Origin of the sequence: Lentibacillus kimchii, assembly GCF_042666895.1 — a bacterium.
Classification (GTDB): Bacteria; Bacillota; Bacilli; order Bacillales; family Amphibacillaceae; genus Lentibacillus; species Lentibacillus kimchii.
In genome coordinates this window covers 123,671-138,543 of record NZ_JBHTGR010000001.1, presented here as the reverse complement: position 1 = coordinate 138,543, position 14,873 = coordinate 123,671, and the positions used below count along the sequence as shown (strand labels likewise).

The following is a 14,873-nucleotide window of genomic DNA, read 5'->3' as shown; positions in this document are numbered from 1 at the left end:
ACCTCCTTTCAATTAATAAAAATTCATACGGGCTCGACTGCTAATGTTACATTACCATGCCGCCATCAATATGGATGGTCTGACCCGTAATATAGTTCGCGTCATCAGATGCCAAAAAACGAACCGTACGTGCCACGTCTTCCGGTTCTCCCAGTTTTTCCAGCGGTATCAGCGACAGCATCCCATCTTTTTGTTCGTCCGTCAAGGCATCTGTCATCTCCGTTGAAATGAAGCCAGGTGCAACCGCATTAACACGGATATTGCGGGAAGCAAATTCCTTAGCAGTCGTTTTCGTCAAGCCGATGACACCCGCTTTAGCGGCTGTATAATTGGCTTGTCCGGCATTACCGCTCACGCCAACAACCGAGGAGACATTAACGATCCGTCCGGCTTTTTGTTTCATCATCTGGCGTGATACGGCTTTCGTGCACTGAAAGACACCTTTCAAATTCGTATTAATAACCTGATCAAATTCGTCTTCCTTCATGCGCATTAACAAATTATCCCGGTTAATGCCGGCATTGTTTACCAGGATATCCAGACTTCCAAATGCATTAACGACTTCCTTCACCATGGCTTTAGTTTCTTGTTCAGAAGCCACATCAGCCTGAATCTTACACGATTTTACACCTAATGCCTCAACCTCTTCAACCACTGATTGTGCACGGTCTTCGCTGCCTGAATAATTAATCGCTACATTCGCCCCTTGCCGTGCCAGTTCCAGAGCGATTTCCCGGCCAATACCGCGCGAAGCACCTGTTACGAGGGCACTTTTTCCATTCAGCATCAGGATTCCTCCCTGTACCATGTTAAGAACTGCTCCAATGAGTCCGGATCCTGAACGGCAAATGTTTTCGCCTGACGGTCAATTTTCCGGACTAAGCCGCTCAAGACTTTTCCGGTCCCGGCTTCAACAAAAGCATCGATTCCTTCGTCAAGCATATGACGAACCGATTCCTCAAAACGGACCGGTGAGTACATCTGCCTGAGCAGCAAATCTTTTACGGTATCCTTTTCTGTGACAGGTTTCGCCGTCACATTGGCATAAACCGGTATACTGGCATCATGAAAATCAACCTTTTCCAATTCTTTAGCAAATTGGTCGTTAGCCGATTTCATCAGCCTGGAATGAAATGGCCCGCTTACATTCAGCGGCTTGATCCGTTTAGCACCATTTTCCTTCAGCAGCGGCTCAGCTTCCTCAATGCCTTCTTTAGATCCGGAGATGACAATCTGACCCGGGCAGTTTAAATTAGCCAGATCAACTGTCTTGTCAGAGTCCAGCTGATTCAATGCCGCCTCAATTGCTTCCTGCGACATGCCCAGAACGGCAGCCATGGAGCCTTGTCCTTTTGGAAAGGCCTCTTCCATCAGCTTCCCTCGTGCGGCAACAAGCGGCAGTGCTTCTTCAAGTGACATGGCTCCAGCTGCAACAAGTGCGCTGTATTCTCCCAGACTGTGTCCAGCAGCAATAACCGGCTGAACATTGTGATCTATCAGAGTACGGTAAACAGCTATCCCTGATAAGAGCAGGGCTGGCTGGGCGTTCTCTGTGTCAGTCAATTCTTCAGCAGGCCCTTCAAACATCAGATCAGTTAACTTTTTGCCCAGGAGTTTATCAGCTTCTTGAAAAAGTTCCTGTACGGCTGGATAGGCATCATATAGCTGTTTTCCCATGCCCACCGTCTGGGAGCCCTGTCCTGGAAATAAAAGTGCAACACGTTTCATGTCTATTCCCCCTTATCCCATTCAATCGATTCAACGGTCGTTTTAATTGTATCAGACACATTGTTTTCCACCATATTGACAGCCTGTTGAATCGCGTTAAAAAAGGCACGGCTGTCCGATGATCCGTGTGCTTTAATAACAGGTGAGGCAAGACCAAACAAGCCCGCTCCACCATATTCTGAATAATCCATTTGACTTTTAAGGCCTTTTAAATCATTTTGAACCATACTTGCTGCCAGTTTAGTCTTAAGCGATGACTTGAATGTCTGCTTCAAGAGTGACAACACGGTCATAGCCGTTCCTTCAATCGTTTTCAGCGCAATATTGCCGCTGAAGCCATCCGTGACAACTACATCAGCGACACCGGATAAAAGATCACGGGCTTCCACATTCCCGATAAAATTTATGGGAGCATTCTGCAGCTGGTTAAAAGCCTTGCGTGTCAAATCGTTGCCTTTTCCGTCCTCTGTACCTATATTCAAGAGCCCAACGGCTGGATTTGAAACAGCTCGAACTTTCTCTGTATAGACCGAGCCCATAATGGCATATTGTACAAGATTATGCGGCTTAGCATCAACATTTGCACCAACATCCAAAAGCAAGAAGCCTTTCCCGTCATTAGTCGGAAGTGTTGGACTTAAAGCCGGACGGTCAATGCCGCGGATTCGTCCCACAACAAATAAACCGGATCTCATCAGGGCACCAGTATTCCCCGCCGAAATGCATGCATCAGCCCGGTTTTCTTTGACTTCCTTTGCCATCAGCACAAGCGGGGCATTTTTTTTGTTCTTCACAGCCCGTACTGGCTCATCATCAGCCGTAATAACCTCATCTGTATGAACTATGTCGATTTGCCGGGAATCTGACAAATACGGCTTGATTTTTTCTTCATCGCCGAAAAGCGTTATCTGCAGATTATCTGTAGCAGCTACTGCCTTTTCCGCACCTTTCACAACGGCTTCGGGTGCGTTGTCGCCTCCCATAGCGTCAATGGTTATCCTCATATCCAATATCCCCTTCTGTATCGCTGGTACGATACATATGAAATAAACCGGTGAACACTTTTTCACTATCCACAAAACTGTTCACCTGTATGGTTGTTAAACCTTTATCAGCCAAATCATCAACAAAGGCCTTTGCAACAACCCGTTCACCTGTTTTCACCTGTCTGGTGAACTTAATTTCTGACTTAGCTGTTAGTGCCAGTTCATCATTAATGACAGCAACGGCCAATGAATTGGCTTGGGCAAACAAATGATGACCACGCGCGATTTTATTGCGGGAAAAGGCGTGTTCCTCTTTAATATCCAAAATAGAAATGGCACGGTTATCTAACTCAAGGTCAATAATTTCGCCAATGACTTCATTCAACGGTAAAGCTTTCACCGTTTCATTCCACTCATCCGCAGCGACAGATTTAATTCGCTCGCGAAGTTCAGGAATCGCAAGCCCCATCCGGTCAAGTCTGATAGTCTGTATGCTTACAGCAAACTTTTCCGCCAAATCCTCATCCGTTATAAATGGGGTTGCTTCAATGGTTTCTTTTAACAATCGCTGTCGTTCTATCTTACTGATTTTCATTTACAGCACCGTCCAAATAGGAAAAACCAGATAGTTGTCCAGTCAAGTGGCGCCACCATGCTTTTCCTGTTAATGATTGCTCGAATACATGGCATCCTATGACTTGGTACTAATAGTAATATATAATACCGCTTATATCTATGCAAGTCATCGCTACTATTATCGGTTAAATGACCAGAATCTTTAATCTAATTTTTCCTGAAACACAGCTTCTTGTTCCAAATACTGCTGCAATTGCCGGCATTCCGGATCATGCTCAAGCATGCCATTTTCAATAATTTCTTCTGCGTCCTTGCGCGCCGTTTCCAGTGCCCGATAGTCATGGATCATATCGGCTACTTTAAACGCCGGAAGGCCGCTTTGTTTTTTTCCAAAAAAATCACCGGGGCCGCGCAGTTTTAAATCCCGCTCCGATAACTCAAAACCGTTATTTGTTTCTGTCATAATCCGCATCCGCTCTCTCCCAGTTTCGCCTTTTGGATCTGCAAGCAGAATGCAGTAACTTTGCTTATCACCGCGGCCTACACGTCCCCTGAGCTGATGGAGCTGGGAAAGGCCAAATCGTTCAGCATCATAAATCACCATAGTGGTTGCGGCAGTGACATTAACACCAACTTCCACAACCGTTGTTGAAACAAGAACGTCCACATTACCAGCGGCAAATTGCTTCATAATGCTGTCTTTTTCGTCGGGCGAAAGCCGTCCATGCAGCAGCCCGACTGTCAGCGCCCCCGAATAAAATGTCGCCAGCTGCTGATACAAATCAACCGCATTTTGAATGTCCAGCTTGTCTGATTCCTCAATCAGCGGACAGACGACATAGGCCTGTTCACCCTGCTCAGCACGCTTTCCAATAAACGTGAGAACACGGTCCAGCGTGTTTTCTTTAGCCCAGTATGTTTCAATCGTCTTTCGGCCTGAAGGCATTTCATCAATAACGGAGACATCCATATCTCCAAATGCTGTTATCGCAAGCGTCCGCGGTATTGGTGTAGCAGTCATAAATAAGACATCCGGATTCAGCGCCTTTTCCCGTAAGGCACGGCGCTGCCGGACTCCGAAACGGTGTTGCTCATCCACAATTGCAAAACCCAGATCATAAAAGGTAACATCATCCTGAATCAAAGCATGTGTGCCAACCACAATGTCTATTTCCTGACGTGCTATTCCAGTAAGTATTTCCTGTCTCTTTTTTCCCTTTACAGATCCAGTTAACAAGGCAACAGAAGCCTTGTCGTCAAATGTTTCCTGGAGCGATTGAAAGTGCTGTTCGGCTAATATTTCTGTTGGAACGAGCAATGCCCCCTGTTTACCAGCAGTAATGGAAGCATAAAGACATACTTCAGCGACAGCTGTTTTGCCTGAACCGACGTCACCCTGCAGCAGCCGGTTCATGCAGTAGGGCGATTTCATATCAGCTAAAATTTGCTTTAATGCTTTATTCTGGGCATCAGTAAACGAAAACGGGAACTGACTGATAAACTGTTTCAGGGTGGCCTGCTCGAAATGCTGCGCGTTCCCTGAACTCGATTCCCGTTTCAGCTTACGGAGCAGTTGCATCTTAAGCTGAAACAATAAAAATTCTTCATAAGTGAATCGCCTGCGGGCATGCTTCAAGTCTACACGGCTTTCAGGGAAATGCATCGTGGCAACAGCTTGAGGCCGATCAGGCAGCTTATAGCCTTCCAGGTAACGGACTGGCAGCAATTCCGTAATGGTTTGCTGATCAGATGTGAGTGCGCTGCTGATAGCTTTTTTGAGCACACCATTCGTTAAATTGCCTTTCAGGGAATATACTGGCTGAATCGTATTTTGCTGGTCAGCCGGCCCTTTTTTGTAATGACTGACAGTTATCTGCAGCCGGTGGGCATCCCATTTGCCAGTTAACGTCACCGTGTCACCCGAATTCAATTGGTTTTTGGCAAATGAACGATTGAACATGACCGCTTTCACTGCCACCCCTTCCACGTCGACATTAAATGACAGACGGGATTTTTTCGGGCCATAAAATTGAACGGAAGGCGGGTAAATAACCTTGCCCTCAATGGTCACTTTATCATCATGAATGAGTTCGCTGAGCGGTTTAATTTCGGTGACATCATAGCGGTAGGGAAAATAAAACAGCAAATCTTCCACGGTGCTGATACCTATTTCGCCAAGATCAGCAGATGCTTTTTCTCCGACACCCTTTAGAACTGTTACGGGATCACTTAGCATATTCCTCACTCTTTTCAAACGGGCATTCATACGTATTATTCACTGTGTTCGCTGGATCAGCTCATACTGGCATATAAAGATCCAGCGATGTTCCATAATTCTCAGCACGCTGTATATATGTACCTTCTTTGCTAATTATAACAAAAACGCTTATAATATTCACGGTGGATGGTGCATTTATTAAATGTGCGATCGGGTGGGAGAGGGCTCGTAACAGTAGAGGATATAGATGTCTAAGCAAAACAATTCGTTATCACAGGATCAGAAAGGAAAATGGCGCTCGGAACTGACCGCCGGGCTGATCGGCTATTTTACAACAGTCTACATTGTCATGGTCAATGGGGCCATGCTGAGCGAAGCAGGATTGACACTGGAAAGCGGAATGATTGCTACGATTTTGGCTAGCTTTGCTGGGTGTATCCTAATGGGGCTGTTTGCTAAACTCCCACTCATCCTGATTCCAGGTATGGGTATTAATGCTCTGTTTGTCTTTTCTATCGTAGAAAGCACGAGCCTTTCCTTTCATGAAGGGCTGGCAGTTATTCTAGTTGCTTCAGTGTTATTTATCTTTGTCGCTCTGACACCTCTGGGTGCTATTTTAAAAGAGACGATTCCCGAATCTTTAAAACATGCGATTACGGTCGGGATTGGTTTTTTTCTGATACTGATTGGTCTGGAAAAAAGCGGGCTTATTGTAAGCGGCAAAGAGACGATCATTACCATCGGCGACTTTTCTTCACCGGAAGTGATTGTTGGGCTTTTAACCTTATTTATCGCGGTTTTTTTATTCATGAAAAATATACCAGCGAATTTTCTGGTAACCATTATCGCCGGCACAATCATCGCTTACATAGCAGGTGTGATGAACACAGCACAGCAATCCGTTGACATTCATATGAATGAGCTGTTATTTTTCCCGTCATTTTCCGCACTGAACGAGCCTGATTTTTGGCTGTCTGTTTTTCCGCTGACAATTGTCCTTATTTTTGAAAACATGGGGATTTTGCACGGCCAGCTCCATATGCTTAACCGACAGAACAGCTACAATCGGGCTTTTCAGGTAACAGCCTTTTCGTCACTAATGTGTGCGTTCTTTGGCACATCGCCGACTGTGTCGACAGCAGAGAACGCCGCGGTGATTGCTTCCGGCGGAAAGACAGGAAAAACAGCGGTGATAACAGGCTTGCTGTTTCTCGCAACACTTTTTATGATTCCGTGGATCACGATGATACCTGACACCGCCATCAGCCCCGTCCTGATTATCGTGGGCGTACTAATGGCGCAAAATCTTCGGAATATACCGCTGCATGATTTATCAGAAGCGCTGCCTGTATTATTTATTGCTGTCATGATCCCGTTCACATACAGCATTGCGGACGGGATGGCATTTGGCTTTATCACTTACCCGATTGTGAAAACAGCGGTTGGTAAGCGAAGCAGCTTATCAGGCAGTCTGCTTATTATTTCCGCTTTATTTCTATTCTATTTTGTCATTAAAATAGCGGGTATCTAAAAAGACCTCCCCCGCAGTAAAATGCACCCTATATTAAGGGCATTTTACAGCTGGGAAGGTCTTTTTTAGCCGTTATTCCAGTGCAAAGATAAACGAATAAACGGGCTGTTGACCGTTATGCGTCTCGATTTCCAGTTCATCAAAATTTTGTTCCACATAGTGCGCAATTGCCTGAACGTCATCACTGCTGGCATCCTCACCCTGTAAGATCGTGAGAATGTCATCGGTGTCCGTTATCATGTTTGCCAGCAGTGCTTCAGCCACCTGCTGCTTATCCGGACTCGACACTTTGATAGTGCCATCCGCAATTCCCATGAAATGACCTTTTTCGATCGTCATGCCGTCAATCTGGGTATCACGGACAGCGTATGTAACCTGACCCGTTTTGACTTCACGACTGGCAGTTTCCATGGCGTCGTGATTATCGCCAATTGCCATCTCAGGATGAAAAGCTAGAAGACCACTGATCCCCTGGGGAATAGTCTTTGTCGGAACAACGGATGTCGCAGCCTCTGCCAGTTCAGCCGCTTGTTCTGCCGCCATAACGATATTTTTATTATTCGGCAAAACAAGCACATTTCGCGCATTTGCTCGATCGATCGCTTCAGCAATATCCTGAGTGCTGGGATTCATCGTCTGACCGCCTTCGATCACAACTGTTGCCCCAAGGCTTTCAAACAACTCTTTAATTCCGGATCCTGTTGCTACCGTCACAATCCCATAAGCAGTCTTTTCCCCGGACTGCTCCTGTTTAAATTGCTCACCGACAATCGACGTATGCTGTTCACGCATATTATCGATCTTTATATGTGTTAACGAACCATAGCGCTGGCCTATCGTCATAACCTCGCCCGGATATTCAACATGAATATGTATTTTAGCAAGTTCATCATCTGAAACAACCAAGAGCGAATCACCATATTTGCTCAGCTCCTGCCGAAAAGCTTCCTCGTTAAATGGCTGCTCTTTCAGCTTGTCCGCATCAAATTGCACCATAAACTCAGTGCAATACCCATATTCAATGTCCGCTGTATTTATTATATCCTGCGCAATTTTGTGATGCTCAGCATTAATTATGGCATCCATATTAACATCATCGGCATTCTGTTCTGGTACGTCATCACCATTAAGAGCTGCCAGAAAACCTTCGTAGATCGTCACCAGGCCCTGGCCGCCTGAGTCAACGACACCAGCTTCTTTAAGAACAGGAAGCAACTCTGGCGTGCGCTTCAGGGAAGCTTTTGCTTCTTGTACAACGCACTCCATTAAGACAGTAATATCTTTTTCCGTTTCTGATTCAACAACTGCTGTTTCAGCTGCATCTTTAGCAACCGTCAAAATGGTCCCTTCGACAGGTTTCATGACAGCTTTATAGGCCGCTTTCACACCACTATCCAATGCGTTGGCCAATCCTTCTGAAGTCAGAAGCTGCTGATTATCCAGCCCCTTGGCAAATCCGCGGAACAATTGGGATAAAATCACACCCGAATTCCCGCGCGCTCCCATCAGAAGCCCTTTGGAAAACGCGTCAGCCACTTCGGCAATATCCCCGCTCCCCAATTTTTTGACTTCATCCGCACCAGATGTAATGGATAAGTTCATATTGGTACCGGTATCTCCATCAGGCACCGGAAACACATTTAAAGCATCTATCTTATCGGCGTTATTTTTCAAATGGCGGGCACTTGCCTGTACCATTTGAGTGAAAATTGCGCCATCTAAGGATTCCTGCGTCACAATACGTTCCTCCCTCATAACTGCAATAGACCTGAATGCTGTCCGGAGACACGATTATTCCCTGGCCACCCGGACACCTTGAATATAGATGTTTACCGAATCAATCTCCAGACCCAATGATTTACTGAGTGTGTATTTCACCTGTGATTGAACATTATGTGCCACTTCCGATATTTTGGTTCCATAACTGACAATAATAAACATATCAATATGCAGATGATCGTCTTCTTGTCTGACAATCACACCTTTTGAAAAGTTCTCTTTTCTGAGCACTTCAGCAATACCATCTCTTATTTGACTTTTCGATGCCATCCCGACAATGCCGTAGCATTCCACAGCTGCACCACCGGCAATCGTCGACATGACATCATTGGTGACCGTGACCTGGCCATCATTTGTATTCATCTCGATGGACATTTGTTAACCTCCTCAGAACCAGCAAATGTAAATTGAATACGAATTATAGCATATTTTACTATACCTATACATTGAATAAAAGCATACCGCGACTGAATTGCAAAATAACCTCTTATAACAATGAATCATTTTCATAAGTCTGTCAAGTGATTTTTCTTGATTAAGCAGCAGCAGTAATTGCATCAATAAGCCAAGTATGATAAATTAGGAGAGCAGTTTAGGAAACAAGTGAACAGGAGGTATAAACATGTCTAGAAAATGTGCTGTAACCGGTCGCCGCACCCATACAGGGAACAATCGGTCCCACGCAATGAATGCTAATAAACGCAAATTTAAATCGAATGTCCAGAAAGTGCGCATTATGGTAGACGGCAAACCAAAACGGGTTTATGTATCTGCACGCGCCCTGAAGTCTGGTAAAGTACAACGCGTTTAATTAAGTGATTTTATATTCTCATATAGGAAGCATCCGTATAGGATGCTTTTTTATATGAGAAAAAAGCTTCTGCCATATTATGACAAAAGCTTATTAAACCCTGCCTTTATTTACCCCTTTTAAATACATCTGCAACCACTCGGACAAACCCGCCTATAAATCGTGGGAGCTTAATTGTATAAAATTTCATAAGTTCTCAGCCTCCTCTGTATCCAAACAAACTTTCAATACAAAAAATCAGGATGTCTAACCATCACAACTCTTTATTATTAATAGTATGCCTTCATCAAATGAAAAAGTACCTGAATTTGAAATCAGCCTGTTAGAAATACAGCGGGTTGACCCCCAAAGAAGCGTCTTATCCGCAAGCCCGTAGTAAAAGCCATGAAGCGTCAGGCCTTTTACCTGCTGGGTAAATGGTATAAAGGAAATCGTCGGGTAGTCCATGTCATAGCGAATTTCGTGTTCACCGGGCATGGCTAACTCAAGCTGATTTTGCTGATCAATGATAGCACCTGATACGTTTCTGCTTTTCATCGGATACAGTAATTGCATATTGATTAAGGCGTGATCAAGCCGCCCACCCGTTACCCCAAATAAAGAAATGGTTTCGGCATGCAGATCATACGCTTTATTGAGGGCAATATCCAGGTCCGTCTCTTCCTTTTCAACAGGATACTTCTCAAAAACATCCGCACCCCTCTCAACCTTGGCCTGCTCGTCAAAACTCATTGAATCAAAATCACCGACTGCATAATCCGGCGTGATCCCTTTTTCCAGCAATACCAGTGCGCCGCGATCAGCTCCGATCCACACATCTGGTTCGCAGTCTGAAAGATCAGGAATCAGCTCCACTGGACCGTTTCCCATAATCGCAATGTGTGACACGATGTTAATCGCCTCTTTCAGAAGCCTGAAGCAGATTGCTTATAGCCTGTTTGCGGTCAGCCTGTTTAAAAATAGCGCTTCCTGCCACCAGGACATCTGCCCCAGCATCGGTACATTGTCTAATTGTGTCACGATTAATCCCGCCGTCAGCCTCAATTTCCAGATTTAGCTGATTGGCCTTCCGCCATGCATCAATCTGTTCAATTTTATGTACAACCTGCGGGATAAACGATTGGCCTCCGAAGCCTGGATTCACCGTCATCAGCAAGACAAGATCAACATCGTTCAGAATATCCCGGACCATTTCAACAGGCGTTGCCGGATTAATGACAACACCGGCTTTTGCTCCACTATCCTTTATAAGCTGAATGGTCCGGTGCAAATGAGGGATGACTTCCTGATGAACCGTTATGATGGATGCCCCGGCCTCAGCAAAAGCTGGAATGTACTGATCCGGATTTTCAATCATTAAATGGACATCAAGCGGCAGGCTGGTATGCGGCCTGATCGCATCAACAATGAGCGGTCCGATCGTAATATTCGGGACAAAATGACCATCCATGACATCAACATGGATATAATCAGCCCCACCTTCTTCAACATCCCGTATTTCCTTCGAGAGCTGCGCGAAATCAGCTGATAAAATAGACGGTGCAATTTTCGTCATAGATTAATACCTCGGCTTTCGTGAATAAATTTCCTCTAAAAAGCGCAAATAGTGTTCATATCGGCTGGAGGCTATATCACCATTTTCCACGGCCTTCTTGACAGCACATTGTGGCTCATGATTATGCAGACAGCTGCGAAACTTGCACTCCCCCTGCCGGTGGCGTATTTCCGGAAAGCAGTCCCGCAGTTCATCTGCCTCAATATCAGCAAAATCAAGTGTGCTAAAACCTGGCGTATCAGCCACAAGACCTCCACCCGCTTCAACAAGTTCAACGTGCCGGGTTATATGTTTTCCTCTGCCCAAACTCATCGATATATCGCCTGTTGCAAGCTGCAGTGAAGGATTCAGACTGTTCAACAGCGATGATTTGCCAACGCCTGATTGCCCGGCCATAACGGATACACGCTCCGTTAAGTAAGATCTTAGCCTGTCTGAAATTTCCTGCTCCTCACCAGATATTAATTCCACGAAATACCCGATTTGTTCGTACACTGTTTGATAGTCAAGCAGGTTTCTTTGAGCAATTTCCCCAATGAGATCCTGTTTCGTCAGGAAAATAACTGGTTTCATTTTTTTCGCTTCAATCGACACAAGAAAACGATCCAATAAAAGTGGTTTAAACTCAGGCATATCAGCTGAACTGACAAGGATAACCTGATCAATATTGGCAACTGGCGGACGGATTAGCTTATTTTGCCTCGGGTTAATCGCCAGGATGTAGCCTTCATCAGGCTTCGGTGCCTCGAATTCAACAAAATCACCGACAAACGGTGTGATCTTTTGTTTACGGAAGATCCCTCTCCCGCGACACTGATACACATTACCAGACGATTGTACATAATAGAAACCGCTGATTGCTTTAATAATTCTTCCTTCAGCCATCTAGTCACCTGCCACTTCTTTATACGAAACTGACTTATCGATTACAACCTGATCATCACGCATTACCTTGTATTCTCCAACACTGCCGGGCGCAATCGTTAAGGGGATCTTAAGCTCTTTGTCATCGGTGATCGTGTACGTCTCATACGTTTCATCTATGGAATGGTTGCTATCCCCTATATAAACGGACACGGTTTGTTCAGGCTTCTCATCCTGATTTTTCATTTCCTCATCTGGACTATACGGAACATTAAGTGTCACCTCATGATTAACAGGCGGCTTTTCTTCAGGCCCGTTGGATATGGTAACTTTCACCGTATCGCCTGCTTTCATTTTCGTTCCTGCTTCTGGATCCTGATTGATGACGTTACCTTCTGATATATTGTCCGATGCTTCCTCTTTAATGACAACATCTAAACCTTGGTCTTCTAATGTATCGGCTGCTTTTTGTTTAGTCATGCCGGCTACGTTATTTAAATGGATCGGGGCCGAACCCTTACTAACATCAAAAATGACTTCCGTTTCTTCTGGAATGACATCAGTTTCAGGCGAAGGATGTACTTGGGAAACGATTTTCCCTGGCCCATGCTCATCCGAGTAATCCTCTTTAGCTGTTATATTGTCAAAGCCTTTATTTTTCAAGATGCGTTTAACCTGGTCATAATCATCTCCGGTATAATCAGACATGGTCACGGTTTCTTTTCCCTGACTAACCATCATCGTCACCAGCGTATCTTCATTCACCGTACTTCCGGCCTCCGGATCTGTTTCAATGACCTGGCCTTCATCTATCTCCTCTGAATAGTCCATCTCGCGTTTTGTATCCAGGTTCGAATCACGCAATTCAGTCAATGCTTCTTCATAGTTCATACCGCTTACGTCAGGAATATCAACATTTCCAGGCAGTAAAAAGAACGTGGCAGCCCCGGCCGCTAATACAAGAGCCAGAATGCTAAATAGGATCGGCCATTTTTTTCGCCGGCGCTTTTTGGCGACTTTTTCCTCGCCGCCAGATCCCTTATCCGTTTGCTCTGTTTTGTTATCAGAATGGGGTTTCGTATCCTCATTTGACGAATTAACCGTTGTATCTTCATACGCATTCGACTGCATAGCGTCATCCGTTATGATAGGAATTGCTTTTGTTTCATCGCCTTCCTCGGCTGGCGGCATAAATTTTTCCTCGTCGCGCCTGTCAGGGTTGAGTGCTGTATCCAGATCACGCTCCATATCATCAACTGAATCATAACGGTGAAATGGATCCTTCGCTGTAGCTTTTAAAACACTATTTTCAACACTTTGAGGTGCATTCTGGTTAAATCGTTTAACCGAGGGTGTATCATACTGTAAATGCATTAAAGCGATCGAGACAGGTGACTGTCCTGAAAAAGGGAGACGTCCTGTTAATAACTCAAACAAAACAATGCCGAGTGAATAAATATCCGATTTTTTAGTGGCAGCACCACCGCGAGCCTGCTCAGGTGATAAATAATGGACGGATCCCATCACAGAATTGGTCTGAGTTAATGCTGTCGCACTCAAAGCCATTGCAATGCCAAAGTCAGTCACTTTAACATTGCCATATGTATCAAGCAAAATATTCTGCGGTTTGATATCCCGATGAATAATATCGTTGGCATGGGCATGCGCAATCGCGGAAGCAATTTGTTTCATAATTGCCAGCGCCTCTGCCGCATCGAGTGGTGCATGCTTCTGAATATACTCCTTAAGCGTCAATCCATCAACGTACTCCATCGCCATAAATAAAATTTGCTCATCTTCACCGACATCGTAAATGTTAACAATATTGGGATGAGACAAGCTTGCTGCGGCTTGCGCTTCCCGGTCAAAGCGAGCAATAAACTCCTCATCGTCAGCATAATCCATACGCAATACTTTTATAGCCACTTGGCGGTCAAGAATAAGGTCTTCTGCCAGATAAACATCCGCCATACCACCGCCGCCAATGGCCTCCACGACCTTATAGCGCTCATTCAGCAGGTGACCAATAAGCATTACGCATCACCTGCTTGCACACGGTCGTCATGGCGGATGATAAGAAGCGAAATATTGTCCTCACCGCCCTGTTCATTGGCTCGTTTAATCATGTCATTCCCGATTATGTCAGGTTCCTGTTCTTTTTGCATAAACGTCTCAATTTCGTTATCTGTTAATTTATCCGTCAGTCCATCAGTACACAGCAGAAGCTGATTGCCAGACGTCCATTCGATTGTCTGAACATCAGGCACGGCAACGCCTTCTGTTCCCACTGCCTTCAGCAGAACATTTTTACGGGGATGCTGTTCAGCTTCTTCCGGACTGATTCGACCGGATCGCACCAGTTCATTAACCAGAGAATGATCCTCTGTCAGCTGCTTCAGGCCCTGTTCGCTGTGCAGATAGCACCGGCTATCACCAATATGCGAAACAGTCATAAATTGATTTGTGCAGACAGCCGCAACCACGGTTGTACCCATACCGGCATATGCCTCATGTTCCAGAGCTTCTTCATGTATCGCACGATTCGTTTCCTGAAGTATATTGGTTAACCATGTCTCGGTTTCTTCGGCGGAGTTTAAGCCAGTCAAAGGTTCCCACTTATCCCGTATGAAAAGCGTTGCCATCCGACTGGCTACATCACCTGCCTGGTGACCGCCCATCCCATCGGCAATGACCGCAAGCATCTGACCGGCCTCATTATAAAACACACCGCCATCATCTTCATTATGATCCCTGATTTGGCCTTTGTCTGTCTGGAAATATTCCTTCATTTTTTCACCTCTCGACAGCAACCTGTCCACTTTAAA

At 45.2% G+C, this 14,873-nt stretch carries 15 protein-coding genes; 2 read left to right on the top strand and 13 right to left on the bottom strand.

Annotated features, from left to right (window positions below; translation table 11 throughout):
• Positions 1 to 46: 46 nt before the first annotated feature.
• The 5 genes from fabG to recG form a co-directional block, all read right to left on the bottom strand.
• Positions 47 to 787, bottom strand: coding sequence for a 3-oxoacyl-[acyl-carrier-protein] reductase (gene fabG, locus ACFQU8_RS00735; RefSeq protein ID WP_382357236.1), 741 nt, complete (start codon positions 785 to 787; stop codon positions 47 to 49).
• Positions 787 to 1,728: an ACP S-malonyltransferase gene (fabD, locus tag ACFQU8_RS00730; protein WP_382357235.1), complete on the bottom strand. Its 942-nt coding sequence runs from the start codon at positions 1,726 to 1,728 to the stop codon at positions 787 to 789. The genes fabG and fabD overlap by 1 nt, the downstream gene beginning before the upstream one ends.
• Positions 1,729 to 1,730: 2 nt before the next feature.
• On the bottom strand, positions 1,731 to 2,732 hold the full coding sequence (gene plsX, locus ACFQU8_RS00725) for a phosphate acyltransferase PlsX (RefSeq protein WP_382357234.1): 1,002 nt from the start codon (positions 2,730 to 2,732) through the stop codon (positions 1,731 to 1,733).
• Positions 2,716 to 3,309, bottom strand: a complete 594-nt coding sequence (fapR, locus tag ACFQU8_RS00720) for a transcription factor FapR (RefSeq protein ID WP_382357233.1) — start codon at positions 3,307 to 3,309, stop codon at positions 2,716 to 2,718. The genes plsX and fapR overlap by 17 nt, the downstream gene beginning before the upstream one ends.
• Positions 3,310 to 3,492: 183 nt before the next feature.
• Positions 3,493 to 5,526, bottom strand: coding sequence for an ATP-dependent DNA helicase RecG (gene recG, locus ACFQU8_RS00715; RefSeq protein WP_382357232.1), 2,034 nt, complete (start codon positions 5,524 to 5,526; stop codon positions 3,493 to 3,495).
• Positions 5,527 to 5,755: 229 nt separating this feature from the next.
• On the opposite strand from recG, the gene ACFQU8_RS00710 reads away from it, so the two are divergent.
• Positions 5,756 to 7,039: an NCS2 family permease gene (locus ACFQU8_RS00710; protein ID WP_382357231.1), complete on the top strand. Its 1,284-nt coding sequence runs from the start codon at positions 5,756 to 5,758 to the stop codon at positions 7,037 to 7,039.
• Positions 7,040 to 7,111: 72 nt separating this feature from the next.
• Here the strand turns inward: ACFQU8_RS00710 and ACFQU8_RS00705 are convergent, their stop codons facing one another.
• Positions 7,112 to 8,776: a DAK2 domain-containing protein gene (locus ACFQU8_RS00705; protein ID WP_382357230.1), complete on the bottom strand. Its 1,665-nt coding sequence runs from the start codon at positions 8,774 to 8,776 to the stop codon at positions 7,112 to 7,114.
• A 54-nt stretch (positions 8,777 to 8,830) separates the two neighbouring features.
• Positions 8,831 to 9,193 (bottom strand): Asp23/Gls24 family envelope stress response protein, encoded by a 363-nt coding sequence (locus ACFQU8_RS00700; RefSeq protein ID WP_382357229.1) that lies wholly within the window; start codon positions 9,191 to 9,193, stop codon positions 8,831 to 8,833.
• 247 nt (positions 9,194 to 9,440) lie between these two features.
• On the opposite strand from ACFQU8_RS00700, the gene rpmB reads away from it, so the two are divergent.
• On the top strand, positions 9,441 to 9,629 hold the full coding sequence (gene rpmB / locus ACFQU8_RS00695; protein WP_382357228.1) for a 50S ribosomal protein L28: 189 nt from the start codon (positions 9,441 to 9,443) through the stop codon (positions 9,627 to 9,629).
• Between the two features lie 106 nt (positions 9,630 to 9,735).
• Here the strand turns inward: rpmB and spoVM are convergent, their stop codons facing one another.
• From spoVM to ACFQU8_RS00665, 6 genes are read right to left on the bottom strand one after another with little or no spacing between them, the layout of a single operon-like run.
• Complete coding sequence (spoVM, locus tag ACFQU8_RS00690; protein WP_382357365.1) at positions 9,736 to 9,819, bottom strand: stage V sporulation protein SpoVM; 84 nt, start codon at positions 9,817 to 9,819, stop codon at positions 9,736 to 9,738.
• A 56-nt stretch (positions 9,820 to 9,875) separates the two neighbouring features.
• Positions 9,876 to 10,517 carry a thiamine diphosphokinase gene (locus ACFQU8_RS00685; RefSeq protein WP_382357227.1) on the bottom strand — a complete coding sequence of 214 codons (642 nt, stop codon included), beginning with the start codon at positions 10,515 to 10,517 and terminating at the stop codon, positions 9,876 to 9,878.
• 4 nt (positions 10,518 to 10,521) lie between these two features.
• Positions 10,522 to 11,184: a ribulose-phosphate 3-epimerase gene (gene rpe, locus ACFQU8_RS00680; protein ID WP_382357226.1), complete on the bottom strand. Its 663-nt coding sequence runs from the start codon at positions 11,182 to 11,184 to the stop codon at positions 10,522 to 10,524.
• A 3-nt stretch (positions 11,185 to 11,187) separates the two neighbouring features.
• Positions 11,188 to 12,069, bottom strand: coding sequence for a ribosome small subunit-dependent GTPase A (gene rsgA, locus ACFQU8_RS00675; protein WP_382357225.1), 882 nt, complete (start codon positions 12,067 to 12,069; stop codon positions 11,188 to 11,190).
• Positions 12,070 to 14,082, bottom strand: coding sequence for a Stk1 family PASTA domain-containing Ser/Thr kinase (gene pknB / locus ACFQU8_RS00670; RefSeq protein ID WP_382357224.1), 2,013 nt, complete (start codon positions 14,080 to 14,082; stop codon positions 12,070 to 12,072).
• Entirely contained in the window at positions 14,082 to 14,837 is a 756-nt protein-coding gene (locus ACFQU8_RS00665) for a Stp1/IreP family PP2C-type Ser/Thr phosphatase (protein ID WP_382357223.1), read from the bottom strand. Before ACFQU8_RS00665 ends, pknB begins: the two co-directional genes overlap by 1 nt.
• Between the last annotated feature and the right edge of the window lie 36 nt (positions 14,838 to 14,873).

Excerpts from the sequence above, each read along its gene's own strand:
- rpe (WP_382357226.1), bottom strand. The coding sequence starts at position 11,184 with ATGACGAAAATTGCACCGTCTATTTTATCAGCTGATTTCGCGCAGCTC.
- ACFQU8_RS00665 (WP_382357223.1), bottom strand. The coding sequence starts at position 14,837 with ATGAAGGAATATTTCCAGACAGACAAAGGCCAAATCAGGGATCATAAT.
- recG (WP_382357232.1), bottom strand. The coding sequence starts at position 5,526 with ATGCTAAGTGATCCCGTAACAGTTCTAAAGGGTGTCGGAGAAAAAGCA.
- ACFQU8_RS00700 (WP_382357229.1), bottom strand. The coding sequence starts at position 9,193 with ATGTCCATCGAGATGAATACAAATGATGGCCAGGTCACGGTCACCAAT.
- plsX (WP_382357234.1), bottom strand. The coding sequence starts at position 2,732 with ATGAGGATAACCATTGACGCTATGGGAGGCGACAACGCACCCGAAGCC.
- pknB (WP_382357224.1), bottom strand. The coding sequence starts at position 14,082 with ATGCTTATTGGTCACCTGCTGAATGAGCGCTATAAGGTCGTGGAGGCC.
- rpmB (WP_382357228.1), top strand. The coding sequence starts at position 9,441 with ATGTCTAGAAAATGTGCTGTAACCGGTCGCCGCACCCATACAGGGAAC.
- spoVM (WP_382357365.1), bottom strand. The coding sequence starts at position 9,819 with ATGAAATTTTATACAATTAAGCTCCCACGATTTATAGGCGGGTTTGTC.
- fabD (WP_382357235.1), bottom strand. The coding sequence starts at position 1,728 with ATGAAACGTGTTGCACTTTTATTTCCAGGACAGGGCTCCCAGACGGTG.
- ACFQU8_RS00710 (WP_382357231.1), top strand. The coding sequence starts at position 5,756 with ATGTCTAAGCAAAACAATTCGTTATCACAGGATCAGAAAGGAAAATGG.
- fabG (WP_382357236.1), bottom strand. The coding sequence starts at position 787 with ATGCTGAATGGAAAAAGTGCCCTCGTAACAGGTGCTTCGCGCGGTATT.
- rsgA (WP_382357225.1), bottom strand. The coding sequence starts at position 12,069 with ATGGCTGAAGGAAGAATTATTAAAGCAATCAGCGGTTTCTATTATGTA.
- fapR (WP_382357233.1), bottom strand. The coding sequence starts at position 3,309 with ATGAAAATCAGTAAGATAGAACGACAGCGATTGTTAAAAGAAACCATT.